This is a genomic window from Halomonas sp. 707B3 (genome assembly GCF_024158645.1).
Taxonomy (GTDB): Bacteria; Pseudomonadota; Gammaproteobacteria; order Pseudomonadales; family Halomonadaceae; genus Vreelandella; species Vreelandella lionensis.
Genome location: NZ_JAMZBE010000043.1, coordinates 1 through 25912, shown reverse-complemented (window position 1 = coordinate 25912; position 25912 = coordinate 1). Strand labels below are relative to the sequence as shown.

General features: G+C 55.0%; 23 protein-coding genes and 1 tRNA gene. 18 read left to right on the top strand and 6 right to left on the bottom strand.

Annotation, left to right across the window (positions count from 1 at the left end; all coding sequences use genetic code 11):
• Positions 1-101: 101 nt before the first annotated feature.
• Entirely contained in the window at positions 102-422 is a 321-nt protein-coding gene (locus BIS10_RS07915) for a metalloregulator ArsR/SmtB family transcription factor (RefSeq protein WP_074210569.1), read from the bottom strand.
• 251 nt (positions 423-673) lie between these two features.
• Between BIS10_RS07915 and BIS10_RS07910 the strand changes: the two genes are divergently transcribed.
• The 3 genes from BIS10_RS07910 (at position 674) to BIS10_RS07900 (ending at position 4316) form a co-directional block, all read left to right on the top strand.
• Complete coding sequence (locus tag BIS10_RS07910; RefSeq protein WP_392567161.1) at positions 674-2641, top strand: propionyl-CoA synthetase; 1968 nt, start codon at positions 674-676, stop codon at positions 2639-2641.
• A 186-nt stretch (positions 2642-2827) separates the two neighbouring features.
• Positions 2828-3496 (top strand): 7-cyano-7-deazaguanine/7-aminomethyl-7-deazaguanine transporter, encoded by a 669-nt coding sequence (locus tag BIS10_RS07905; RefSeq protein ID WP_044629142.1) that lies wholly within the window; start codon positions 2828-2830, stop codon positions 3494-3496.
• Between the two features lie 16 nt (positions 3497-3512).
• Positions 3513-4316: an alpha/beta fold hydrolase gene (locus BIS10_RS07900; protein ID WP_253504190.1), complete on the top strand. Its 804-nt coding sequence runs from the start codon at positions 3513-3515 to the stop codon at positions 4314-4316.
• Here BIS10_RS07900 and BIS10_RS07895 read toward each other — a convergent pair.
• Together BIS10_RS07895 and BIS10_RS07890 are read right to left on the bottom strand one after the other, a co-directional pair.
• Positions 4297-5682 carry a 3'-5' exonuclease family protein gene (locus tag BIS10_RS07895; protein WP_253504187.1) on the bottom strand — a complete coding sequence of 462 codons (1386 nt, stop codon included), beginning with the start codon at positions 5680-5682 and terminating at the stop codon, positions 4297-4299. The two genes, BIS10_RS07900 and BIS10_RS07895, sit on opposite strands and share 20 nt — an antisense overlap.
• Positions 5683-5731: 49 nt before the next feature.
• A complete protein-coding gene (locus BIS10_RS07890) occupies positions 5732-6889 on the bottom strand; it encodes an ABC transporter substrate-binding protein (RefSeq protein WP_253504184.1) in 1158 nt (385 codons plus the stop codon).
• Positions 6890-7036: 147 nt separating this feature from the next.
• Between BIS10_RS07890 and BIS10_RS07885 the strand changes: the two genes are divergently transcribed.
• From BIS10_RS07885 to BIS10_RS07870, 4 genes are all read left to right on the top strand, one after another.
• Positions 7037-8743, top strand: coding sequence for a potassium/proton antiporter (locus tag BIS10_RS07885; protein WP_253504180.1), 1707 nt, complete (start codon positions 7037-7039; stop codon positions 8741-8743).
• A 58-nt stretch (positions 8744-8801) separates the two neighbouring features.
• Positions 8802-8892 (top strand) — tRNA-Ser (locus BIS10_RS07880).
• 89 nt (positions 8893-8981) lie between these two features.
• The gene (locus BIS10_RS07875; RefSeq protein ID WP_253504177.1) at positions 8982-9323 is read left to right on the top strand and encodes a type II toxin-antitoxin system RelE/ParE family toxin; all 342 of its coding nucleotides are present in this window, start codon (positions 8982-8984) and stop codon (positions 9321-9323) included.
• A complete protein-coding gene (locus BIS10_RS07870; RefSeq protein WP_253504174.1) occupies positions 9310-9621 on the top strand; it encodes an addiction module antidote protein in 312 nt (103 codons plus the stop codon). Before BIS10_RS07875 ends, BIS10_RS07870 begins: the two co-directional genes overlap by 14 nt.
• A gap of 78 nt (positions 9622-9699) precedes the next feature.
• On the opposite strand, the gene BIS10_RS07865 is transcribed toward BIS10_RS07870, so the two are convergent.
• Together BIS10_RS07865 and BIS10_RS07860 are read right to left on the bottom strand one after the other, a co-directional pair.
• The gene (locus BIS10_RS07865) at positions 9700-10479 is read right to left on the bottom strand and encodes a transporter substrate-binding domain-containing protein (protein ID WP_253504171.1); all 780 of its coding nucleotides are present in this window, start codon (positions 10477-10479) and stop codon (positions 9700-9702) included.
• Between the two features lie 243 nt (positions 10480-10722).
• Positions 10723-12042, bottom strand: coding sequence for an acetamidase/formamidase family protein (locus BIS10_RS07860; RefSeq protein ID WP_253504168.1), 1320 nt, complete (start codon positions 12040-12042; stop codon positions 10723-10725).
• Positions 12043-12401: 359 nt separating this feature from the next.
• Here BIS10_RS07860 and BIS10_RS07855 point away from each other — a divergent pair, with 359 nt between their 5' ends.
• From BIS10_RS07855 to BIS10_RS07805, 11 genes are all read left to right on the top strand, one after another.
• Positions 12402-13340, top strand: coding sequence for a sugar ABC transporter substrate-binding protein (locus BIS10_RS07855; RefSeq protein WP_253504166.1), 939 nt, complete (start codon positions 12402-12404; stop codon positions 13338-13340).
• A 231-nt stretch (positions 13341-13571) separates the two neighbouring features.
• On the top strand, positions 13572-14519 hold the full coding sequence (locus BIS10_RS07850) for an ABC transporter permease (protein WP_253504163.1): 948 nt from the start codon (positions 13572-13574) through the stop codon (positions 14517-14519).
• Positions 14520-14534: 15 nt separating this feature from the next.
• Positions 14535-15494 carry an ABC transporter permease gene (locus tag BIS10_RS07845; protein ID WP_253504160.1) on the top strand — a complete coding sequence of 320 codons (960 nt, stop codon included), beginning with the start codon at positions 14535-14537 and terminating at the stop codon, positions 15492-15494.
• Complete coding sequence (locus BIS10_RS07840; RefSeq protein WP_253504158.1) at positions 15491-17035, top strand: sugar ABC transporter ATP-binding protein; 1545 nt, start codon at positions 15491-15493, stop codon at positions 17033-17035. The genes BIS10_RS07845 and BIS10_RS07840 overlap by 4 nt, the downstream gene beginning before the upstream one ends.
• A gap of 76 nt (positions 17036-17111) precedes the next feature.
• Positions 17112-18191 (top strand): maleylacetate reductase, encoded by a 1080-nt coding sequence (locus tag BIS10_RS07835; protein WP_253504155.1) that lies wholly within the window; start codon positions 17112-17114, stop codon positions 18189-18191.
• Positions 18188-19573: an amidohydrolase family protein gene (locus BIS10_RS07830; RefSeq protein ID WP_253504152.1), complete on the top strand. Its 1386-nt coding sequence runs from the start codon at positions 18188-18190 to the stop codon at positions 19571-19573. Before BIS10_RS07835 ends, BIS10_RS07830 begins: the two co-directional genes overlap by 4 nt.
• Positions 19570-20526, top strand: coding sequence for an NAD(P)-dependent oxidoreductase (locus tag BIS10_RS07825; protein ID WP_253504149.1), 957 nt, complete (start codon positions 19570-19572; stop codon positions 20524-20526). Before BIS10_RS07830 ends, BIS10_RS07825 begins: the two co-directional genes overlap by 4 nt.
• Positions 20519-21382, top strand: a complete 864-nt coding sequence (locus tag BIS10_RS07820; RefSeq protein WP_253504146.1) for an intradiol ring-cleavage dioxygenase — start codon at positions 20519-20521, stop codon at positions 21380-21382. Before BIS10_RS07825 ends, BIS10_RS07820 begins: the two co-directional genes overlap by 8 nt.
• Before the next feature lie 60 nt (positions 21383-21442).
• A complete protein-coding gene (locus BIS10_RS07815; RefSeq protein ID WP_253504143.1) occupies positions 21443-22033 on the top strand; it encodes a malonic semialdehyde reductase in 591 nt (196 codons plus the stop codon).
• 115 nt (positions 22034-22148) lie between these two features.
• Positions 22149-22886: a sulfite exporter TauE/SafE family protein gene (locus tag BIS10_RS07810; protein WP_188638765.1), complete on the top strand. Its 738-nt coding sequence runs from the start codon at positions 22149-22151 to the stop codon at positions 22884-22886.
• A 34-nt stretch (positions 22887-22920) separates the two neighbouring features.
• Positions 22921-24711 (top strand): ABC transporter substrate-binding protein, encoded by a 1791-nt coding sequence (locus tag BIS10_RS07805; protein ID WP_253504140.1) that lies wholly within the window; start codon positions 22921-22923, stop codon positions 24709-24711.
• 69 nt (positions 24712-24780) lie between these two features.
• On the opposite strand, the gene BIS10_RS07800 is transcribed toward BIS10_RS07805, so the two are convergent.
• The gene (locus tag BIS10_RS07800) at positions 24781-25584 is read right to left on the bottom strand and encodes an SDR family NAD(P)-dependent oxidoreductase (RefSeq protein WP_253504137.1); all 804 of its coding nucleotides are present in this window, start codon (positions 25582-25584) and stop codon (positions 24781-24783) included.
• Positions 25585-25912: the final 328 nt, after the last annotated feature.

Genomic DNA, 25912 nt, shown 5'->3' with positions numbered 1-25912 from the left:
CCATGGTGAAGGCTCTGGGCGTGATCGACGCGGCAGGCTGGCAGCGTCGTTAGATTCGCTTGAACAGCGAGTGCTAAGTAGCCAAGACTGAGTTCCCACTACTAGGCAGCATAGTGTTGCGCCAGGGTGTTAATAATTGCCTTGGCGCTTTCGCTGCTGAGTGAATAATAGATGGTTTGAGACTCCCGCCGCGTATTGACCAACTGGTCGCGACGCAAAATCGCCAAGTGCTGAGAAAGCGCCGACTGGCTCAATGAAAGCTGCTGATTAATTTGCGTTACCGACAGCTCTTTTTCTGCCAACAAACACAGGATCTGTAGGCGTTTTTCATTCGCCAACGCTTTGAGCAGGTTAGTGCCTGCCTCAATGGCATGACAGTTATGTTCCAGAAGACGTGCAGCGGCGCTAGTAGAAGCAGACATGAGGATCTCCTTGCCTACACTGTAGTGACAGCGTTGTTATAGATTATGTAGCCATCGTCGCGTCGCGAGGATTGGGTTGTTTAATGATCAGTAATTTAGCGGTTTTTGTCCAAATATGGGTTTAACGCTCTATCAATGGTAGTGAGGGCTTTTTTGTCGACAATGTCTGCGTTTGGCTACGGCTTTGGTCGCGTTTTATCCCATAGTATGAGGGTGAAATTGATGGTTACTTTATAAAGTGTCAACAATCCATCTTTGCTTCGAAGATGCTTATCAACCGACACAATAATCACAAGGTCACCATGAGCCTCTATCAGCGCACCTACCAGCACTCTATTGAGCATCCTGAGACTTTCTGGGCCGAGCAGGCCAAAAAGCTGCCTTGGTTCACGCCGCCTAGCACCATCCTTACCTATGACGACCAGCAGCACGCCCGCTGGTTTGGCGATGGCGAATTGAATATTTGCTATGCCGCCATTGACTACCACGTTGAGCAAGGGCGCGGTGATCAACCCGCCATTTATTGGGACTCACCGGTTACTCAATCCAAGCAAACCATTAGCTACCTTGAGCTACGCGACCGGGTGGCGCGGTTTGCTGGCGGTCTTGCCAAGATGGGGGTAACCAAAGGCGACCGTGTCATTATTTATATGCCCATGGTGCCTGAGGCGCTGATTGCCATGTACGCCTGCGCCCGTTTAGGCGCGGTGCACTCGGTAGTGTTTGGCGGCTTTGCGCCCCACGAGCTGGCAGCTCGCATTGAAGACGCTGAACCGAAAGTAGTGATTGCTGCTTCCTGTGGAGTCGAAGTTGATAAGATGCTGCCCTATAAGCCCATTGTCGAAAAAGCTATCTCGCTGAGCAGCTTCAAGCCAGATGCTTGCGTGGTATTTCAGCGCGAAGCGCATCGTGCAGAGTTACAACCTAGCGATGTGGACTGGCAAGAACTCGTGGCAGATGCTCCCTTTGTGGATTGCGTACCCGTGAAAGCCACCGACCCGCTGTATGTGCTCTATACCTCTGGCACTACCGGTAAGCCCAAAGGCGTGGTGCGAGACACTGGCGGCTATGCGGTCGCCTTGGCCTATTCGATGGAAGTGATTTACGACCTTAATCCAGGCGATGTGATGTTTACCGCCTCGGATGTGGGCTGGGTAGTAGGGCACTCCTATATTGTTTACGCACCGCTTCTGCGCGGTTGCACCACGGTAGTGTATGAAGGTAAACCGGTGAAAACACCGGATGCGGGAGCGTTTTGGCGTTTGATTGATGAGTACAAAGTGAAGAGTTTTTTCACCGCCCCAACAGCGTTTCGGGCCATCAAAAAAGAGGACCCTGACGCCAAGCAGTTGGAAAAGTACGATATCAGCAGCCTGCAGCACTTATATGTTGCTGGTGAGCGCTTAGATCCACCGACTTTTCATTGGTTGGATGACCTGCTCGATGTGCCGGTCATCGACCACTGGTGGCAAACTGAAACCGGCTGGCCGATTGCCGCCAACTTGCCGGGCATTGAAGCAGCGGCCACTAAGGCGGGCTCTGCCACTTACCCGGTGCCCGGCTTCAACGTGCAGATTCTTGACCGCGACGGCGAACAGGCGCCCGCCATGCAGCAGGGCAGCGTCGTCATCAAGCAGCCGCTGCCGCCGGGCTGCTTGGTGGGTATTTGGCGCGACCCCCAGCGCTTTCACAGTGCCTATATGGCCGCTTACCCTGGCTACTACCTGACCGGCGATGGCGGCTACTTTGATGAGGAGGGCTACCTGTTCATCATGGGGCGAACCGATGATGTGATCAACGTAGCGGGGCATCGCCTCTCCACAGGCGAAATGGAAGAGGTCGTGGGCGCCCACCCCGCTGTAGCGGAATGTGCGGTGATCGGCATTCATGATGAACTAAAAGGGCAGCTACCAGTGGGGCTAGTGATTCCCAAAGATGGCTTTAACGGCGACGAAGCAACCCTGGAAGCCGAACTGATTGAGCGCGTGCGTGAACATATCGGCCCCATCGCCTGTTTTAAGCAGGTGCTGGTAGTGAACCGGTTGCCCAAAACCCGCTCGGGCAAGATACTGCGCAAACTGCTGCGCAATATCGCCGATGGAAAATCCTTCGGCATTCCCTCTACCATTGATGACCCCACCAGTTTGGAAGATGTGCATGCAGCGATGCGTGAACGCAACGTGGGTGCTGCCAATCAAGCAACCTCCACCGATAGCTAAGCATCTTCTCTGCCACGCTCAAACTACGCACAAAGCCGCCCAACCCCATGGGCGGCTTTGTGCGTTCAATTTTATGCTTTCTTTTATTACCGTGAGGAACGCGTATAATGCGCGCCCCAGTGGCGCTCAACGCGCTTTTTCGAGGGTTCCCTTACCCCTCTATCAACCAAAAAAAGGCCAATCTGTATGTTTGCTTTAACCGACGCTCAGCATCGCCGTTGCCTCATGGTAATGGTCGCCTTCCATATCGCCATCATTGCTGCCAGTAACTATCTGGTGCAGCTACCGTTTACGCTGTTTGGGTTTCATACCACCTGGGGCGCGTTCAGCTTTCCGTTTATCTTTCTAGCCACCGACTTAACGGTGCGCCTATTTGGTAAAGGGCCAGCCCGCACGATTATCCTACGCGTGATGTTTCCGGCGCTGTTGGTGTCTTACGTGGTGTCAGTGATCTTCCCACGCGGCAGCTTTGCCGGCATTGAGGCACTCGGCGAGTGGAACCTGTTTGTTGCCCGCATTGCAGTTGCCAGCTTCCTTGCTTACGTATTGGGGCAACTGCTCGATGTGCAGGTGTTTGACCGCCTGCGCCAGTGGGCGTGGTGGGTCGCACCTGTGTGCTCGACCATTCTGGGCAATCTTGCCGATACGTTTGCCTTCTTTGCCACCGCCTTCTATAACAGTCCTGACCCCTTTATGGCTCAGCACTGGGTGGAAATTGCTGCCGTTGACTACGCCATTAAGCTGGGCATTAGCCTGCTGTTCTTCCTGCCGCTCTATGGCCTGCTGCTCGCATGGCTAACGCGCCGCTTGGTGGTATGGACAGGGCAGGACGATGCTGCGCCGCGAACCGCTTAACCGATAAGGAAATAGCATGACCGACCATGTCCCCGTGGATCTTTACGCGATTGACCTGCCTGCTGACGCCGACGCGGATAGCCAGCCGCTGGTCGTGATTCATGGCTTGCTCGGCAGTGCCGATAATTGGCGCTCGCATTTGAAAGTGTGGCAGCGCAAGCGCCGGGTAGTGGCGGTGGACCTGCGTAACCACGGACGCTCCCCACACGCAGAAGGCATGAGCTATAGCGCCATGAGCCAGGATGTGCTGGCAGCGTTAGATAAGCTGGGTATTGAGCAAGCGCATATTTTAGGCCACTCCATGGGCGGCAAGGTAGCCATTACGCTGGCGCGCCAAGCGCCGCAGCGCTGCCTCTCGCTAATGGTGGCCGATATTGCCCCGGTGGCCTATCAGCACGGCCATGACGATGTGTTTGCTGCCCTGGAGCAAGTACGAAAAGGCAAGCCAACCAATCGCCGCGAAGCAGACGCCCTGCTAGCAGAGCACGTCGATTCGCGCCCCACGCGGCTGTTTTTGGCCACCAACCTAGTGCGCGATGAGCAGGGCATTATGGGCGTGCGGGTTGGCCTGGATGAAATCCAACACGGCTACGAGGCCATCATCGGTGAGCCCGATGGTGATTCCCCGTTTGAAGGCGCGACGCTGGTACTGCGCGGTGCCGATTCCCACTACGTGAGCGACGATATGCTGCCAGCGCTGCGTGAAGTGCTGCCTCGGGCGCGACTGGTCACCCTCAAAAACGCTGGCCACTGGCTGCATGCCGACCAGCCTGATGCGTTTCAGCAAGCGATCGACGCCTTTATAGCGGCGCAATCGTAAGCTTATGCTGTTCCGGGGCGTTTAAAAACCGGTTCAGTATGCGGTAGGTATCCACGTCAAACTGCGGCGTATCGCCTTTTAGCGTTTGGGCGCGCCGCTTAGTGGTGGCGCTGCCCAGGTAGCACCAGTGATCGACCACATGATGCGCTACCGGGCCGCCTTTGCGGCTCTGTTCACGAATCACGATTCTGCCCGGCCAAGGCCACGCACTTACCTGCAGCTTGGCAAGTGCCTGTTGTGCCCGCTGAGTGTGAGTATCTAGCGGTTCTTTCTGGCAGCATGCGCCACGGCATTTGTCTAGCTGGTGAGCAAAGCAGCGGCCCTTGCCTTTCTCTAACCCCAACACCTGTGGGCACAGCTGATGCTCTTCAGCAATACTGCGCAGCGCCTCTTTTGCTGCTTTGGCACTTCTAAATAGCCCGAACAGTTTGCCCGGCTGGTGCTGGCTGATGGCTTTACCGCTCACTAGTGTGGGGCAGGCCGCATCGCTCGGCCAATACCACGTTTTCAAGCTGCCCTGACGGCGCAACTGACGATTCAAAATCGGCATTAGCGTTTTCACAAGCTGCGCTTCCCGCAGCTGCGCGCTTAAATCACCGGCGGTCTCTTCCCACTCGATATGCTGAATCTGCTGGGCGAGGCGCATCTCTTTGTCATCTTGATGATCGCGTTGAAAATGCCCCAATACCCGGCTGCGCAGATTTACGCTTTTGCCTATGTAAAGCGGCAAGCGGTTATGGCCATAAAATAGATACACGCCAGGGGCGCTGGGCAAGTCGGCTAGCTGGTCGCTGGAGAGATGTGCAGGCAGGCTGCGGTGGTGCTGCTCATCGGCAAGCGCTGCCTGCCAGGTAGCCGCATCACACTCGCGCTGCCATGCCTGCCATAATTCCCAGAGTGCCACGGCATCATCTTCGGCGCGGTGCTGTCGCATCAGTGGAATATTAAAATGGGACAGCAGGGCAGCCAAGTTGTGCTTGGGCAGCGAAGGGTTTAAGCGTCGAGAAATGCGCAGCGTACATATTAGCGTGGGTCGATAGATGTATCCCGCACGTTTAAACTCGTTACGCAGAAAACTGGCATCGAACCGGGCGTTATGTGCCACCAAACAAGCGCTGCCCAACCACTCCAGCAGTTCCTCCGCAATGGCTGAAAAAGCGGGCGCATCCGCCAGCATATCGTCATAAATACCGGTCAGTTGACTGATATGGGCGGGCACGATGGTGCCTGGGTAAATCAGGCTAACAAAACGCTCGACAACTTCACCTTCCACCACCTTAAGGGCCGCTATTTCGGTAATACGATCCCTAGTGGCCCGGGTGCCGGTGGTTTCCACATCGATAAACACTAACGGGGTGTCTTGCATGCTGCTCCAGCGCGCTGAGGGTGTTGCAAGCTGTTTTACGGCGTGCGGGTTAGCGCTCCATCAGTAAGTGGGGGTTCACCGCCAGCCGCGTGACGGGAATTGAATTTTCTGTGACGCCCACACTCTGCAAGTAGCTTTCAAACGCCGCATAGCGCCGCTCGTCTAGTGCCGCAGGACTTAACGCAACGCGGCGGAGCAGGTCATCCCACGCCTCTTGATTGATGGGGTTATCCAGTACGGGGTGTGTTGTGACCAGCAGCGTCCAGGCTTCTTCTGGGTGCTCAATCATCCAGTTGCTGGCCTCTTCCAGAGCGATCAGCACCCGCGACCAGGTGGTGGCCTGACGAGCAACGGAGTCGCTATTGGCTAATAGAATCAGCCCATCGTGGCGCGGGATATCGATGTCGCTGTAGCGCACGGTATGAGTGACGATGCCATCGGAGGCGAGCTGCTGGGGCAGCGTATGAAAAAAACCATCCGCTATGGCATCAACTCTGCTCGAACGTAGCGCATCGGCGGCATCAAAATGGACGCTTTCAGGCGCAACGAAGTCATCGACTTGGCGCACTGAACGGGGCAGAAGTTGTTCCACTAACACATCACGCCCCTCGCGGGTGGAATAACCGTAGTGTAAATCGGCTAGGGCGTCGACAACCGCTGCTGATGCTGGCGCTTCACCTGCCACGATCACTGCATTTAACGGCGTTTCTATCAGCGTGGCGATGCGTGTGATTGGCGCGCCATCGTGGGCATGTAAATGTAGCAGCGGCTGGCGGGTGAGCGCTAAATCCACTTCTCCGGCGGCCAGCAGCTTAATCGCAATGGAGGGGTCGGCTGGGGTTAATAGCTCGATTTCAAGCCCTTGGGCGGCAAACAGGGCCCGCTCTTTCGCCACGATGAGGGCGGCATGCTGGGGGCTTAAGTACCAATCTAGCATCAGCGTGAGTTGTTTCAGTGGCGGCGGGTCAAGAGGCGGCGGGGGAATCACCGCCATACTGGGTGCTTCTTCAGGCACTTCAGCCGCGCTGCTGTCGCCTGCGGGCCACAGCCCTTCAGGAAGCGCTACATCGCTTTCTAAAGAAAGAGGGGCGTCGAGATTTCCTGAATCACGCTCTTCGTTTGCGTAAGTCGCTGAAAATGAAAATAATAAAAAAAAGACCAATGACAGTGCTAGAAATGAACGGCCACGCAAAAAAGCGTTCAACATAACCTCAACTCCCGATGGTAGGACGGCGAAGTTTAGCTTTCAGGTAAAGCACCTGGCTAGCCCCTTGCATAAACCAAGCGAACACGCTCAGTAAATTCAGCACCGACATGTAATAATAGAACGGCATTGATGTAGAGACGGAGAGACATGGACGCAATTTATACGTTCTTCCTGGTAGGTGGTTCCCTTATGGCGCTCAGCATATTAGCGAGCCGCCTTTCATCAATGGTTGGCGTGCCGCTGCTGCTGATTTTCTTGGGTCTGGGCATGCTGGCGGGCGAAGAGGGCCTGCTAGGCGTCGAGTTCGACGACTACTCCATGGCGTTCGCCATTGGCCATCTGGCACTGGCCATGATCCTATTGGATGGTGGTTTACGCACCCGTCTCAAAACATTCCGCGTAGGCTTTCGCCCTGCACTTTCACTGGCCACCTTTGGCGTCTTTATTACCAGTGCCATTGTCGGCGTTATCGCCATGTGGGTCTTCGACCTTTCGATAGTGCAAGGGTTGTTGGTGGGGGCGATTGTAGGCTCTACCGATGCCGCCGCCGTTTTCTCCATGCTAAGCGGCCGCGGTGTAAACCTGAACGAACGGGTAGGGGCCACGCTTGAAATTGAATCGGGTACCAACGACCCGATGGCAATTTTCCTAACGCTAATGCTGGTGGAGCTGCTGGTTGGGGATATTGGCGGCATTACCGAAACGTTGCTGTTCTTTATCTCTCAGTTTGGTATTGGTTTGGCAGTGGGCATTGGTGGCGGTTGGCTGAGCGCCAAACTGCTGCGCTGGCTCGATTTAGCGCCCGGCCTTTACGCCATGCTGGCGCTTGCGCTTGGATTTAGTGTATTCGGGCTAACCAGCGTGCTGGGCGGCAGTGGTTTCCTCGCGATTTATCTGGCTGGCTTGATGATTGGTAACCAGCCAGGGCGGCACCTGAACTTTATTCTACCGGTACACGATGGCTTAGCCTGGCTAAGCCAGATTGGGCTCTTCTTGGTGCTGGGCCTGCTGGTGACCCCCAGCCAGCTATGGGAAGTGGCATTGCCTGCTGGGTTTGTCGCGCTGGCGCTGATTTTCGTGGCTCGTCCGATTGCGGTGCTAATTACTATCAAACCTTTCTTTAAGTTCCGCTGGCGAGAAACCTTCTTTATTGCCTGGGTAGGCCTGCGCGGGGCGGTGCCGATTGTGCTGGCGATCTTCCCGGTAATTGGCGGGGTAGAGAACGCCTCGCTCTACTTTAACGTGGCTTTCGCGGTGGTGCTGATGTCGCTGCTTATTCAGGGCGGCTCGCTCACGTTCATGGCGCGCTGGTTAAGGGTCGAGGTGCCGGTAGGTACCACACCCAACCGCCGTGGCCCGCTGGGTATTATGCCCGACAACGACTTCGAGATGTTCGTTTACGTGGTCGAAAACGAAGACCTAGAAGACGTACCCATTCGCCTGCTGCGCTTCCCCTCTGGTGCACTGATTTCCGCGCTGTTCCGCAATCACGTCATGCTGCACCCCAAAGGCAGCACACGCTTGAAGCTAGGTGATGTGCTTTGCGTGATTGGCCGCACGGAGGACTTGGTAGCACTGAACCGACTGTTCAACGGCGATGCCAAGCTCAAGCAAGAGCGCGCTTTCTTCGGCACCTTTACTTTAGATGGCAATGCCCATATGCAAGACATCGCCCAGGCCTACGGCTTAACTCTCAGCCCCGGCGAGCAGGAGATGACGCTGGCGGAGTTTGTTTCCCTACGTGTAGGCGGGCACCCGGTAGTGGGCGACGACGTTGATTGGCACGGCATCCATTGGGTAGTCAGCGCAATGGAAGGCGGAGCGATAACTCGCGTTGGCTTAAGGCTCTACTAATTTATTCAAAAGGCGTTGACTTACAAGGGGAAGCTGTTATTATACGCACCCATAAGCCGGAGGGATGGCAGAGCGGTTGAATGCACCGGTCTTGAAAACCGGCATAGGTTAATAGCCTATCCAGGGTTCGAATCCCTGTCCCTCCGCCACTTATCTCGAAAAGCCCCTGATTCGTCAGGGGCTTTTTTTCGTTGAGACATATTCACTATATGTGTAGCTTTTAAGCTACGCTAGTGCTATGACTGAACTTACTCACTACCTTACCGCTGATGGCCATGACCCGTTTCAAGCTTGGTTAGATGCTACCAAGGAAAAAGATCGACAAGCCGCTATGCGAGTTTTGACTCGCCTTAATAGGCTGGCAGCGGGTAATGCTGGGGATACCAAGTCGGTAGGTGATGGAGTATGGGAACTACGCATTACTTATGGGCCAAGCTACCGTGTTTACTACGCCAAGGTAGGCACACGCTTGGTAATGCTATTAGTAGGCGGAACCAAACAGCGCCAGCAAGCTGATATTGAGCAGGCTAAAGCGTTTTTGGCCGACCATAAGAGGAGGGCACGCCATGAGAAGCCATGATGAAGCGGTCATTGAAATGCTTCGTAATGATCCTAGTATGGCGTTGGACTACTTGCGCACCGCCTTTGATGAGCTTGATGAGGAAGGGGGAGAATCTGCTTTCCTGATGGCATTACGCCATGTCGTTGAGGCGCAGGGTGGTATGGCGCTGGTAGCAGAACGAGCCAAAGTGTCGCGTGAAAGCCTTTACCGAGCGTTATCACCTAAAGGTAACCCAACACTCCGCACGATGACGGCGGTGATTAAAGCCACAGGCATTAATTTCCATGACCTTACCCATCAAGCATCTACGGGCTAAGACCACGAAATATATTCAGTTGCTAGTAAACCAAAGGGCAACATTTCTGCTGCCCCATAAGCTAGCTCAGCGAAAGCCTTAAATCTTAATATCGTAATCCACGTACTTATTCATTAGCTCATCATAAGTACCGTCTTCCTTAATCTCACGTAGCGCCTCATTGAATTGTTCAGCTAATGCTTCGTTACGTGGGTGGAAAGCGGCTGCTACGCCGTGGCCGAAATAGCTTTTAGGCTCACGAATTAGCGGTGAGCTGGTAACAACGTTACTGCCTTCCTGGTTCACTTGAAGGGACGCTAACGCTAGCGGGTAATACATAAAGGCTGCGTCTAAGCGACCTGACTGAACGTCGACTGCTAAGTCTTCACCGGTTGCATAGCGGCGCACATCGACTAAATCGCCATAAGTGTCGGTGATGTAAGCATCACGAATAGTGCCGCGCTGTACGCCTACCGATAAGCCTTCAAGCGCGTCTTGGTCTTCAATATCAATCTCTTCGCCTACCTGAGTCACCCACACACTGGGGTTACTGTAGTAAGGCTCTGAGAAAAGCACTTGTTCACGGCGTGCATCGGTAATTGCCATGGAGGAGACAATCGCGTCGTATTTGCGTGCCAGTAGACCAGGAATGATGCCATCCCAACCTTGCTCGACCCATTCACACTCACGCTCAATGCGCCGACATACCTCTTCGCCCAGCTCGACCTCGAAGCCTGTTAACGTGCCGTCCGGTAGGCGGTACTGAAAGGGCTCAAAGGGAACGTCAACCGCTAGCCGCAGCGGAGAATCTGAATAGGCGGGAAGGGCGAACATCAATGATGTTAAGGCAGTTGCTACACCTAGGGTCACTCGAGACATGCCGTTGTTCCTTCTTCTTTTATATGAGTGTTCAGGAAAGTTACCATGCTATTTGGCAAGGCACTACTGCGTATGCACCTCTGTTTTATGCAAATGGGCCATTTGGCCTGTTGAACACTGCCTGCGTATTGCGAGACTTTGTCTCTAGGCGCGAGTGGAAGTAAGGTGTGTAAGCACAAAAGAAAAAGTGCTGCCCATTAGAAAGAGCAGCACATTGCGGACCAGTAGCGCTAACCAGCAAACCTACAAATCATACTGCTCCCTGGCATAATCCCCCAGCCCTACCTCATCAAGCTTCGCGAGCGGCGCTAGAAACGTCACCTGGATAACCCCCGGTGCCCGGCCAATTTCAATGGCGCCGTTAACAGTGGCTCGGTTGCGGATCTCCGCGACGCTCACCTTCAGCAGTTTGGCTGCTCGTTCCAGGCCGTTTTCGATGGCGTCGTTTAGGTTGGCGGCGGTGCCGACTACTGAAATAGGCGCTAGCGGCTCGATATGAGAAACGCCCCATTTTTCCGCAAGTCGCTGCCCTTTGGCCTTTTCCGAGGCGCTGAACGGTTTGGCTAGAGGTGGCAAATCTTCCAGTAGGGGAAAGAGTACCGGGCCATCTAGCGGGTAGTGTTTGACGACTTCTACCTGCAGGGTAACGCTGCCGGCAACGTCCATGGTGTGTCCGGCAATTTCACCATCGCCCTGGCCTGCGTGCATATCACCCATATAAACGCCCGCGCCTGGCACCTTCACTGGCGCAATAAGGATGGCACCTGCACGTACGGCATCAATGTCCATATGGCCATCGGTTTTGTGCTCTGCTAACTGCTCGGGTGTGATCGCGTACTTATGGGGCGCGCCTACCAGAAACGCGCCGAAATCTCCGGCGTTGTGGCTATCCGGCATCGGCATGGAAGGGCACGTGCCTAGCTGGCCCATAAACGGGCGTGTGCGAATGAGCGTGCCCGGCATATCAGAAGGCGCATAGTTCAAAATCGAGTGCTGCTTGCTGCCGTCGGGTAGCGCCGAATAGTGGTCGGCACGCTGTGCAAACGTGGATGCAACATCGCTGGGCACGGTGAGGCCAACTGTACGCGTGTCGTCAAACGTGACGGTATAGCCATGCACAATCTCGAAGGGTTTGACAGGGTTGTTGCACACATCACATCTCACCGCGTCTTGCCCGATACCTTCAATATGTGTTTCAGGCCACACGGTGTCGCAGGTAGGGCAGCGCGCTGCCACGTAGGGGTCGCCAAGGCAAAAGCCTTCTGGTGAGCTGTCGTGTCCGGAGGCCGTCGCAATCGAGGTGATGGTAATCTCGCGTATCCGTATCGCCACGCCATCGCCCACCTCTGCACCCTCGATAAATACTGGGGTGGTCACTTCATGTCCGCCACGCAAACGGGGTGTAATCATCGGCCCCCAACAGCCAGGAGCCGTGTTCGCGATGATGGTACCGCCATTCTCCACCGGTCCCAGCATCGGGGCATTGGGGTCTAATACGCTGTTGGTGAACTCTTGAACAACAACGCTTCTACGTACAGAGGTTGAGCTTTGGTCATGTTGCATGTGGATTATCCTTTTGTTTTTAATGCAATTAATGCGCTGTGGAGTGAAGCGTGCCCCGGTAAAGCCCGCCGTGTAGAGATAGGAAGTTAGCTTGGTTATTAACTATTAACCCAAAGTGGGCGGTGTGTACAAGAGCTGTCTATAGAGAGTCTGCCTTCATCCGGGTGACCCTAATCCAGCGTAGCGGATGTTGGCCATCCTTGGAGGGATGCAGAACGAAGCGCAGTAAAAAAAACCAAATTGGTCATTTCTGTGGGGCGGTCGCGTTGTGCCTTAACAAAGCCGAGCAGTAAGCTCCGAACACAGCCTTACGAGTCTGTAAGCCAAAAACAATTAATAAAAACGCTAGGAGAAACAAAATGTTCAATAAAACTGCTATTGCTGTATCGGCCACATTGATGTCGATTGCGACAGCGCACGCCGAAGGCCCTTATCGTATAGGTATTACTCAAAACAACGTGGGTGTCGATAGTTATCAGACGACGTATGAAAGCGCGTTTGAAGCCGCTGCAGAACGTGAAGGTAATGTAGATGTCGTGGTGCTGGACGCCGGTGGCGATGTGGCCCGACAGATCGGCCAAATGCAGGACCTGATTCAGCAGCGTGTCGACGCCATCATTATTTGGCCCACCAACGGCCAAGCGGTTATCCCCGCGATTCGCCAAGCTCATAGTGCTGGCATTCCTGTGGTGGTGACCAACTCTAAAATCGCTGAAGCGGGCATGGAGTTTATCTCCGCTTTCTCTGGGCCGGATAACGTTCAGCAGGGTATTTCCTCTGCTGAAATGATGTGCGATGCCCTCGGTGGCGAAGGCCAGATTGTGCAAATTGCCGGCCAGCCTGGGTATACCACGGCGATAGAGCGGGCGGCTGGTTTTGAAGATCGTCTGGCGGAAGTTTGCCCTGGAGTGGAGCTGTTGGAAACGCAGCCAGGCAACTGGAATCGAGAGCGTGCCCAGCGCGTCATGGAAGACTTCCTGACGAAATACGACCGTATCGATGGGGTCTATTCGGGGGATGACAACATGGGTGTTGGCGCACTCAACGCCGCGAAGGGCGCTGACCGGGCAGACGAGATTATCTTCATTGGCGCCACTAACTTCGCCGTTGGCTACGATGCCATTGAGCGTGGCGAGTACTACGGCTCTATTTATCAGTCACCTGTTGACGATGCAGAAGCCGCCCTGCAAACGGCCCTGGATGTATTGGCCGGTGAAGAGGTTCCTAAAATGAACTTCTTCGAAACCCCCAAAATCACGGCTGACAACCTCAGCGAGTTCGACCGCCCCGTTTTTTAGGTGAAGCGTGCTGTCTGGCGTATGGCGCGTTAAGTGCCTGCGCCGAGGAGCAGTATCAACCTGACGACAGGTTTCCTGCGCTGGGCAGCGCTGAAAGAGGCAATGGATAACCGGGTTGTCCATTGCGCTCATCAGTGCTTTCCAAAGTGATTTTTACAGGTGAATAGCATGGCTTCTGCACAACAATCCAAATCAAGGATATCGCCAGAAAGGCTCAGCAAGGCAAGCGTTATGAGCTTCCTCTCGGCTCAGGGAATTCTGATATTTTTTCTAATCGGCATGTTTGTTTTCTCGCTGTTCTCTGAGCAGTTTCTTTCTCAGTCGAACATGATGACGGTGGTTCGACAGGCTTCCATTATTGGCATTATTGCGGTCGGCGTAACGGTCGTCATTATCGGCGGGAATTTGGATCTTTCGGTAGGTTCGATGCTGTCATTCTCGACGGTATTGGTGGTGGATCTGCACGATAAGATCGGCCCTACGAATGCCATTCTCATTATGTTCGCATTAACGCTCATGATTGGTGCCGTGAACGGCGTATTAATTGGCTTTTTGCGCCTTAACTCGCTCATCGTGACGCTCGCCATGCTGTCGGCCATACAAGGTTTTGTGCTGATTTACAGCGGTGGTCAGAACGTTGATATCGCCAATCAAGAAGGCACTTGGTTCGCATTCTTTGGCCGAGGCTATATCGGCGGCATTGCCGTTCCCATATTGCTCTTCGCGGTGTTGGCCATTTTGGTTCAAGTCGTGATGTCTTACACCGGTTACGGCCGCCGCATTTTTGCCGTCGGTGGTAACCCGATGGCCGCCGTTTACTCTGGAATTCGTAAAAACTGGTGCGTCTTTAGCACCTACCTGATTTCAGCCTTCTGTGTGGCCTGCGCGGCGCTTGTTCTTGGTTCTCGAGTGATGGGCTCGCAAAACAACGTAGGGCAGGGGTACGAGCTACTGGTGTTGGCCGGCATCATTCTTGGCGGCACTAGCTTACTGGGTGGCGCGGGCAGCATTTGGAAAACGGTGGTGGGAGTCTTGATCTTAGGGTTTATCCAAAATGGACTGCTCTTGATGGGCTACCCCTATTACATCCAATGGATAGTGACCTGGGTCATCATCATCTTGGCGGTATGGCTGGATCTTGCCAATAAGCGTAAGCGCTTGCTGACAACCCACTCATAACGCGGAGGAGTACACATGATGTCTATTAAAGGTTTCTTCCGAGGTAAAACGATTATCCAGCCTATTTGGGTGTTCGTGATCGCCATCTTTATCTTCTTCAGCTTCATGTCAGAGTATTTTCTGTCATGGGGGAATATCACCAATATTTTGGTCCAAACCTCGACGATTGGCCTGATTGCGCTTGGCATGACTCTGGTCATGATCAACGGCAACATCGATCTTTCGGTGGGCGCAACGCTTGGGCTGGCCGCTTCTCTGGCGGTAGGTCTTCAAGAGTTCAGTATGACGTTCGCCATCTTGGCCGCGCTTGGCTCTGGCATGTTGTTAGGGGCACTGAATGGCTTAATCGTTTGGAAAACAGGCGTAAACGCTTTCATCGTAACGCTAGGGGCGATGCTGGGAGTACGCGGTTTAATCTTCCTCTACACCGGTGAACAGTCGTTTTATGCCATGAACTTTGCGTTCTCTGATTTCGGCATGAGCACGGTAGGCCCCATGCCGACGCTGGCGGTCATCTTCTTGGTGTGCACGCTCATTATGCACTTAGTGCTGACCCGCACAGGGCACGGTCGCAATACCTTTGCCGTAGGTGGCAACCCTGAAGCATCGATTGATGCAGGTATCCGTCTAGGCCGGCACATGATGATCAACTTCATCATCGTAGGGTTTTTCGCGGCTCTCGCGGGTGTGCTGCTTGCCAGCCAAATGGGGGCCGCTACGCCTAATCTAGGCCGAGACTACGAGCTGTGGGTGATCACGGCGGTAGTGCTGGGCGGCACGAAGTTAACCGGTGGCTACGGCAGCATTGTCGGCACGCTAGGCGGCGTACTGGCCATCGGTATTCTGCGCAACGGTATGAACTTGATGCAGGTACCCGCTTTTTACGTACTCGTTATTCTCGGCGCGATTCTCATCTCTGTTCTGATCATTGATAAGAAGCTTAATGCACCCTCGGCTAAGGAGGTGCGGATATGAACGCCACTTCAACGCAATCACGTCAGCCCATCGATGCAGCCCCCATCCTGGAACTCAAAGGTATCACGAAACGATTCCCCGGTGTGGTCGCGCTCAACAACGTTGATTTTGACGTTCGCCCCGGTGAGGTACATGCCTTGCTAGGTGAGAACGGGGCTGGCAAATCGACCCTGATGAAAGTGCTGGCCGGTAAGCACCAGGCCAACGAAGGCAAGATTATTTTAGGTGGCCAGGAAATGGCCTTCGAGAACCCTAAGCATGCCAAACGCGCGGGGGTCGTACTGATCCATCAGGAGCAGTCGCTGGTCTCTGAAATGACGGTTGCTGAAAACATCTTTCTCGGCAGCTTGCCCAGAAAGTCGTTCAATCGCGTGGATTGGCGAAAACTGCGGGAAGACACTAACGCGATTCTAGCGACGCTTAAGTGCGGTTTTGAACACGACGACATTGTGGGTTCGTTATCCATTGCTAAGAAGCAAATGGTAGAGATTGGCCGTGCGCTAGCGTTTACCCCTCGCGTGGTGGTGTTTGACGAGCCCACCGCATCGCTCACCGACCACGAAAAGCCGGTGCTCTATGACGTGATCAATTCGTTATGTGAGCAGGGCGTGGGCATTGTGTATATCTCGCACCGCATGGACGAGATTTTCCATCTGTCGCACCGCATCTCAGTGCTGCGAGACGGCGAGTACACCGGCACGGTCAACACCGCAGATACCAACGAAGATGAAATCACGAGGATGATGATCGGCCGCAGTCTAACGCTTGATCATGCCAGCAAACCGAGTGAATTCGGCGACAACATGCTGGAAGTGCGCAACCTGTCAGTGAAGCGTGTTTTTGAAGATGTCAGCTTTAACGTTCGCAAGGGCGAGATCGTTGGTATGTACGGGCTGGTAGGCGCGGGCCGCTCAGAGGTGGCAGAAACCATCTTTGGCCTGCGTAAACCGTCGGCTGGTGACGTCGTACTCGATGGTGAGGTAGTGAATTTTCGTAACTCCCACGATGCGGTGGTGAGCGGCGTCGCGTTAGTACCGGAAGACCGCAAAGATCAGGGCCTGATTTTGGGCATGAACTGTCGTGACAACATGACATTGGCAAGCCTCTCCAGCGTGTCGTCATTAGGCTTTATGACCAGTGCGAAAGAGCGCGAAGTCTACGACAAGTATCACCAGGCCATGAAAATCAAAACCCCCAGCTGGCGCCAAAAGGTCGGCAATTTAAGCGGCGGTAATCAGCAAAAGATCGTCATCGGCAAGTGGCTGCATACCCAGCCTAAATTGCTCATCCTCGATGAGCCAACTCGGGGGATTGATGTCGGCTCTAAATCTGAAATCCACACCCTCGTCAAAGACTTAGCCAAATCTGGCTACGCCGTATTGGTGATCTCTTCCGAGATGCCCGAAGTGCTGGGCCTGAGTAACCGCATTATCGCGATGTACGACGGCCGCGTCACCGCAGAGTTTGATGGTGACAACGTCAGTGAGGACGCGCTGGTGCAAGCCATTACCGGTATGGGAAAGCAGGCGCAGGCGAGCTAGCTCACCTGCTGCGACTGGAGTGCTCGCTAGAAGGTAGCGAGCACTCAGCCCACTTCAAACGACTAAGGAATGTTTTATGCAACCTTTTGTTTATGATGGCCTGCCATCCCGGGTGGTATTTGGCCAAGGTACCCTGGCTCAGCTAAGGCAAGAGCTTGAACATCTCGGCTGCTCACGCGCCCTGGTGCTAGCCACGCCTCAGCAGCACGAGCAGGCAAGCCGCGTACTAGAACTGCTAGGCGATAAGGGCGTGGGCGTGTATGCAGATGCCGTGATGCATACGCCGGTTGAGGTGACCAAACATGCCTTGCAGGTAGTTAAAGAGCTCAACGTAGACTGCACGGTGGCCATCGGTGGCGGCTCCACCATCGGCTTGGGAAAAGCCATTGCCTTACGTACGGGCTTACCTCAGATCGCGATACCCACCACCTACGCAGGCTCGGAAATGACGCCGATCCTGGGTGAAACGAGCGACGGCATCAAAAGCACCCAGCGCACGCTAGATGTGCTGCCCGAAACGGTCATTTATGACGTTGACCTGACCCTAACGCTGCCTGCCGTGATGTCAGGCACCAGCGGGATTAACGCGATTGCCCATGCAGTAGAGGCGCTTTACGCCCGCGACTGCAATCCGGTGATTGCGCTGATGGCAGAAGAGGGGATTGCGGCACTGGCGCGAAGCCTGCCGGTAATTGCCAACGAACCCGCCCATATTGAAGCGCGCTCTGATGCGCTCTACGGCGCTTGGCTGTGCGGCACTTGCCTGGGCTCGGTGGGCATGTCGCTGCATCACAAGCTGTGCCATACCCTCGGCGGCTCTTTCAACCTTCCCCATGCGGAAACGCACACCATTGTGCTGCCTTATGCGCTGGCCTATAACGCGCCAGCGGTGCCGGAAGCGATGGCGCGTATTGGGCGTGCGCTGGGCTGTGACGATGCGGCGGCTGGCCTTTACGACTTAGGGCGTGCCGTCGGAGCCCCAAGCGCACTCTCCGAACTAGGCTTTAGCGTAGAAGATGTAGAGCGGGCCACGGAGATTGCGACCCGCAACCCTTACTGGAACCCACGCGATGTGGAAGCGAAGGGTATCCATCGTTTGCTCAGCGATGCTCAGTCGGGGAAACGGCCCCAGGCGGAGAGTGGAGGTGGCCAATGAGCACGCTGTTTGTTAACGCCACGATTGTCACCATGGCCCCGCAGTTGGGCGAACTGAGCGATGGCCAGGTACTGATTGAGGGTGATCGTATCGTCGCCGTGGGGCATGACCTCACCGATCACCCCAAGGCACACGCAGCCGAGGTGATCGACTGTGGCGGGGGTATCCTGATTCCTGGGTTGGTGAACGCCCATATGCATACCTGGCAGACCGGCCTGCGCGGTGTTGCCGCCAACTGGACGCTGCTGGAGTATTTTCGCCATGTTCACCGTGGCCTTGCGGCGCTATTTACGCCCGAGGATATCTACATTGCCACCTGGATGGGCGCGGTTAACCAGCTGAATTGCGGTACCACCACATTAGGTGATTGGTGCCATAACAACCCGACCCCGAAGCACACCGACGCCGCTGTGAAAGGGCTAAAGGAATCGGGCATTCGCGCGCTGTTTCTGCATGGTTCGCCTAAGCCCGACCCCCAACCTGGCCAGCCTCACTTCAGTGAAATTCCCCATCCTCGCCATGAGATAGAGCGCCTGCTGAGCGGCGAGCTGGCAAACCCAGAAGGGCTTGTCACCTTGGGCATGGCCATTCTTGGCCCTCACTACTCAACCCTAGAGGTGACGCTGCAGGACTTTGCTTTGGCCAAAGAGTTTGGCCTGGTCGCCTCCATGCACCAGGGCGGCGGTGAAGCAGTGGCCCCCGGTGCCTGGGACGAAGTGGAAGCGCGTGGCCTGTTAGGCCCCGATATCAACATTGTGCATGGCCAAAGTTTGGACGAGGGCCAAATGTCCCGGTTCTGCGCCAGCGGCGTGACGTTCTCCATTGCCCCTGAAAACGAGATGACCCAGGGCCACGGTTTTCCGGTGACTGGGCTCGTTCGTCAAAACGGCGGCGTGGTGTCTTTGGGCGTGGATCTCGAATCGGTGCTCTCTGGAGATATGTTCAGCGTCGCCCGGGCAGCGCTGGGTATGCAGCGCACTCTTGATAACGATGCCTCGCGCCGTGAGCAGGGCAAGATCCCCGATACATCAACCATTACCACTCGAGAAGCGCTGGGTTGGATCACCCTCGATGGGGCAAAAGCGCTGGGTCTTGATGACCGTATTGGCAGCCTCACGCCGGGTAAGCAGGCCGACTTAGTGTTGCTGGATAGCAACCAGCTCAATATGCAGCCGGTGAACGACCCAGTTTCTACGGTGGTCATGCAAACCAGCCTTGCCAACGTCGACAGCGTGATGGTGGCCGGGCAGTTCAAAAAACGTGGCGGCCGTCTGCTAATGGAGACTCAGCAGGGTATCGCTGAGCTGGCCACGTCTGGCCACCGCATTCACGCCGAACTGTTGGCGCGTGAAGCGCAATCAACACAGGAGGTCACCCCATGACAACCGCTTCTACAACGCCTTCAACGACCCCAACGACCCCAAAAGTGGCGTGGGTAGGCTTGGGTAAACTGGGTTTGCCGATGGCTGCTCGTATCACTCAATCCGGCACTCCTGTTCAAGGCTTTGATCTATCGGCGCAGCGCCTTGCTCTTGCTGCAGAGATCGGAGTGACGCCTCATCAAACGCTGGCAGAGGCCGTGGCCGGTTGCGACTTGGTATTTGTCTCCATCCCCGACGACCGCGCATTGATCAGTCTGTGCCTTGAGTCTGGCGAGCTGATTCGTCACATGATGCCCGGCAGCACCTTGATTGAGACAAGCACGGTGAGCGTGGAAGCCTCTGCACGAGTGGCCGAGTCGGCACAGGCTCACGGTGTGGTCTATCTGCGCAGCCCGGTATCCGGTAACCCCGTCGCGGCAGAGGCGGGCACGCTTTCCGCGATGGTCTCCGGCCCACGGGAAGCACTGGAAACAGCCAAGCCCGTGTTTGCAGCATTTACCAAAGCGCAGTATTGGCTGGGCGACGAAGAGCAGGCCCGGGTAGCCAAACTGGCCATCAACCTGATGATTGCCGTCAGTGCCGGGATGATGAGTGAAGCACTGACACTGGCGCGTAAAGGCAACATTGAATGGGACGCCATGTTGGCGCTGATCTCTGACAGCGCGGTGGGCTCCCCCATGGTGAAGTACAAGGTACCGCCCCTGTTAGCGCGGGATTTTACCTCGACGTTTTCCGCCGCGCAGATGGCCAAAGATCTTGATCTGATACTCGACTGCGCCCACGGCACTGGGGTCTCGACCCCGTTAGCAGCGCAAATGCGCGAAGCCTATACCGCCCTGATCGCCACCGGGCACGGCAACGATGACTATATCGCCACCGTGCATCATACCGAGCGCCTGTCAGGGTTGGGTGAACCTTCGCCCGTCACGCAGGGAGGGCACACACATGCGTAATCTCACCACTGATAATATTACTGCCGCCGTGATGGATGAGTTTTCACGCTGTGAGGATGAACGGCTGAAAACGCTGCTCAATGGCTTGGTCAAACACCTGCATGCCTATCTGCGCGAGGTGAAGCCCACCGAGAAAGAGTGGATTCAGGCGATTGAGTTTCTCACCCGTGCAGGGCAAATGTGCGACGACGAACGCCAGGAGTTTATCCTGCTGTCTGACACCCTGGGTGTCACCATGCTGGTGGATGCGATTAACCACGCCAGCAGCGACCCTAAGATTACCGAAAGCACCGTGTTGGGGCCGTTTTACGTCGCTGACCCTCCCCAAGCCAACCAGGGCGATGCCATTAACTGGGGCGTTGAAGGGGAGCCACTGTTCATCGAAGGTTACGTACACGACGACCATGGCAAACCTTTGGCAAATGTCGCCATCGACGTTTGGCAATCGGACAGCGAAGGCTTTTATGACGTCCAGAAGCCTGAACTTGAAGGCGCTACGCTGCGCGCTCGCTTTCATACCGATAACCAGGGCCGCTACGCCTTCTGGACGGTAACGCCGTCCCCTTATCCCATTCCGACCGATGGGCCGGTGGGCAAAATGCTTGAAATTACCGGCCGTCATCCTTATCGCCCCGCCCATGTGCACTTCATGCTGATGGCACCGGGCTACGAAACCCTGGTGACCCAAATCTTCGCGGAAGACGACCCCTACCTCGACTCTGACGCGGTATTTGGCGTGAAAGATTCCCTAGTGAAGGAATTCATTCAAATGCCAGCGGGGCTAGCGCCCGACGGCCGGCAGATGGACACCTCATACCGCTATTTTCAATACGATTTCGGCTTAAAGACGGCCTGAACGACCTCACCCTGAACGCCTGGCTCCTACTGAGCGGGTTAAACCGAAAGAGGCAACACTATGACAACGATTAACCAAGCAGCGATAGCCACCCTATTCACAGAAGCGCGTACCCATAACGTTTGGCAGGACCGAGAAGTGAGCGAGGAAACGCTGCGCGAACTGTATAACCTGATGCATTACGGTCCCACCTCGATGAACTGCCAGCCAACGCGGATTATCTTTCTAACCACCGATGCGGCGAAAGAGCGCCTGAAGCCTGCTCTATTACCGGGCAACCAGGAAAAAACCATGAAGGCACCGGTGGTGGCGGTGCTGGGTTTTGATACCGAGTTTTATGAGCACCTGCCGCGCATGTTTGCCCATAACAAAGATGCCAAATCGCTGTTTGAAGGCAAGCCGGACTTCATTCACTCCACGGCGTTCCGCAACAGCTCGATCCAAGGCGGCTATTTGATTTTAGCGGCCCGTGCGCTCGGCTTGGATGCAGGCCCTATGTCGGGCTTCAACAACGCCGCGGTGGATGAAGAGTTCTTCCCCGATGGGAAAGTGAAGAGCAACTTCTTGTGCAACTTAGGCTATGGCGATGCCAGCGCCTTGTTCCCGCGTGGCGACCGCTTCTCCTTTGATGAAGTGTGCACCGTACTGTAAGCACGCCTTACGCACGCATACTGGTTGACCTATCGAAAAAGGGCCGTGCCTGTCATGGCCCTTTTTTCTGCGTGGGTGGCCCGGCGTTAAGATGCAATCTGAAAGGGGTGTTCGTATGGCATTTGATTGGGTGTTTGTGGCACTGATGATAGTGGCCGTGTTACTGACAGGGATTTCCAAATCAGGGTTTGCGGGTGGAGTGGGGGTGGTTGCTGTACCGCTGATTTCGCTAAAGGCAAGTCCCACCTTTGCGGTGGCGGTGATGCTGCCGCTGCTGATTGTGATGGACGTGTTTAGCCTAAAAGCGTGGTGGCGACAGCGGGTGGATCGTCTGTTATGGCTGATGTTTCCGCCTGCGATACTGGGCGTTGCGGTGGGCTACTTCACCTATGGCTGGTTTGATGAGGCGCTGCTGACACTGCTGCTGGGTATTTTTTCCGTGCTGTTTGGCCTGTGGGGGCTGCTTAAACCGCTGCGCGGCCGACTGCTGCCCACCTGGGTGGGGCGTCTGTGTGGAGGAATCGCCGGGTTTACCAGCTTTATTGCCCATGCGGGCGGCCCACCGCTGAATTTTTACTTGCTGCAGTGCCAACTCACCAAACAGCAGTTTTTAGGGACGGCGGTGGTGTTTCTTGCGATCACCAATTTAGTAAAGCTGGTGCCCTATACGCTGCTTGGCCTGGTGACGTTCGATAATCTCACTATCGCCCTGCTGCTGATGCCGGTGGCATGGCTGGGCATCCAGTTAGGGTTGATCATTCAGCGGCGGATGGACGGCGAGCTGTTTTTCCGCGTGATTCTTTGCCTACTCATTTTGTTAGGTATCCGGCTGATTATCGATGGAGTAAGTTAAAGCCTAGAGTACCACCTAAGGCGTGGGAGCCATCATGAGAAAAGAGGCCAGTGGGCTGACCCTGTTTGACGATACGCACCCTGAAGGGCCTTACGACAAGCTATCGCAAACGCCCGTTTCCAAAATATCGAACACCGAGTTAGCGCGCTTCATCGAGTTCATTGAGAAGTTTGAAAACGAGACTGAATCCACGCTCTCGATGTCGCTGGGGTATCGTGAGATGAGGATGTTGCTGCACGTGATGCGCAACCATCTGGCGGGCAGATTAACCACGCCTACCTCGCTGGCGGATGCCTCAGGGCTAACCTACGGCACCGCCAAGCGCGGTATTGAAAGCATTATGCAGCGCGGCCTTCTGATTTCGCGCCCACGCACAAAAACCGGAAAAACTGTCTCGCTGCATCCTTCGCCACAGATGATAGAAGAGTGGGAAAGCTACGCGGAGCGCATTAAGGGCCTGCTGGGCCCGCTGTTTGGGATCGACCCCGCCTCAGAGTCTGGCAGCAAGATATTTTTAGGTACGTCAGCGTCTCAGCAGGTGATCTCGACGCCCGCTGTGCTTTCCGCACGGCTTGAGCTGAAAGGGGGCTTACGTGTGCTGGCGCATGCGGACCCTACCTTTATGGCCATGCATAATTTAAAGCGGCAGCTAGAGTCCATTTTCGGCCTGGAGATTCGCAATAAAGCGCGCTCCATTGATAACTTGCTGGATGATATTCTCGACAATGCCCGTTTAGCGAAATCCCGCTACGACATTGTCGCCTGCGACTTACCCTGGTTTGGCGACTTGGTCGCGCAGGGCGTTTTGATGCCGTTAGACGCGCTCATCCAGCGCGATGGCTACGATCTTTCTGACTTCCACCCGATGGCGATCCAAAGCGCCGGCTATGCGGGCTGCCAGTACGGCATACCGGTGCAAACTACCCCTGAACTGCTCTGTTATCGCAAGGATATGTTGGCCGCAGCGCAGTTAACGCCACCCAGCACCACCGAGGCTCTGGTAAAAGTCGCACGGCAGTTACACGACCCTGCCAAGGGGCGATACGGCATCGCTTGGAACGCTGCCCGTGGCACGCCGCTGGGGCATACGTTTAGCTTTCTGATGGCTAAATTTGGGCAGCCCATTGTCGATCTACCGCTTCATGCCGGCGGCTTTGATTTTCAAAACGCCAGCGGTGAGCAGCTGCGCCCCATGTTTCAATCGGATGCCGCTTACCGAGCCTGCGAGTATATGCTGGATATTCTTAAATACTCCCCGCCGAATATTCTCAATATGTCCTGGTACGAACGGGCGCAGTCCTATGCCTCGGGTGAGTCGTGCATGGCTTACTGCTACACGCTGCTGGCCCCCTTGATTGAGTTTGATAAGCGATCACCGGCATACGGCAATACCGGGTATTTGTCTCATCCGGTGGGCAATCACGGCAGGGCGATTACGCCCATTGGTGGGTATGCGTTGGCGATACCTGCCAACTTATCTAAAGAGCGAGTGGAGGCCGTGTGGACGGCGTTAAAACACCTCACGTCGCCCAATATGTCTAAGCTCTACATCATGAACGGAAGCTTGGTCACACCGCGTTTTAGCGTTAGCCAAGACCCGGAAGTGTCCGCGCTGTCGCCGTTGATTACGATTGTCGATGATATGGCGAAGCAGGATGTTTTGCAGGCGTGGCCACGCCCGCCGGTGCCTGGCATTACCGAGCTTATCGGCATCGCAGGTAATGAAATTTTCGAGGTGCTAGACGGGCGGCGCTCGATTAAAAAAGCCCTCTCTATCGCCCAAGAGCGCGCTGATAACGTTATGCGGGAAAAGGGCCACTATTGAGCAGATAAAGAGGAGTAGCCCCCATACCTGAGAGGCAGGTATAGGGGCGGTGGCTTTTTTGCTGGAGGCTTACTGCATGATCATGCCGCCATCGATCATCAGCAGCTGCCCAGTCATGTAATCAGACTCTTGGCTGGCGAGGAACGACGCGGTGCCGACTACATCTTCGGGGTAAGAGTAACGCTTCATCAGAATCATTTTTTCAGCCAGCTCGTCCATCGACTGGCCCTGCTTATCGAATTTGCCGATGCTGACTAAGTCTTTATCCAGCTGTTCCCAAAGCTCGGTGCGCACCACGCCTGGTGCATAGCCGTTAACGGTAATGTTGTGATCAACCAGTGCTTTTGCACCGCCGTTAATCATCGCCAGCACGGCATGCTTGCTGCAGGAGTAGGGCACCACATCGTCAAATGCCTGACGGGAAAGAATCGAGCCCACGTTAATGATCTTATAAGGACCGCTTTCTTTGCCCTGGCTAATCATCTGTTTAGCGGCTTCCTGCATACCGAGTAAGCAACCCAGCGCATTAACATCCATAATTTGATGCCAATTTTCTTCAGTGATATCCAGAAACATTAACGGCTTATTGATACCGGCATTGTTCACCATCACGTTTAAACTACCAAACGCTTCTACTGTGGCTTTAACGGCTGCCTGCACTTCTGCCCGGTTAGTCACATTCAACTTAATGGCAATAGCATCGCCACCTTTTGATTTGATGCGCTGAGCAACCTCTTCGCAACCCTCAATATTGAGGTCTGCCACGCAGACCTTAGCCCCTTGCGCGGCATAATGCTCAGCGACAGCCGCCCCCATGCCACGCGCAGCACCAGTAATGAGACAGTGTTTACCTTTGAGTCGAGTGTTATCCATGAGGTCACCTTGTAAGTTTTGTTGTGGGTCAGTATGCGCTACTACCTACACCAGAACGTGCTGGTGGGGTGCCGGTAGGCGGCGCTAACAAGGACGTGCGTTGTTAAATCGGCGTTGCGAATAACAGAAGTGCAACCTTGTGATAGGCATTCTCAGGCCGTCATGCCTCTAAGGACAGAGCGCCTCGTTGTTAATATGACCAGATTGGACTTTTTTACACTCCTCGCATTATCCTGAATCCGTGAAGCCGGCGCCGACACTTTCCCTATCACCGCCAGCGAGCACTTTTTGATCATTCGCCCCGTGCAAGTTGGCTTTCGCAAGCCCG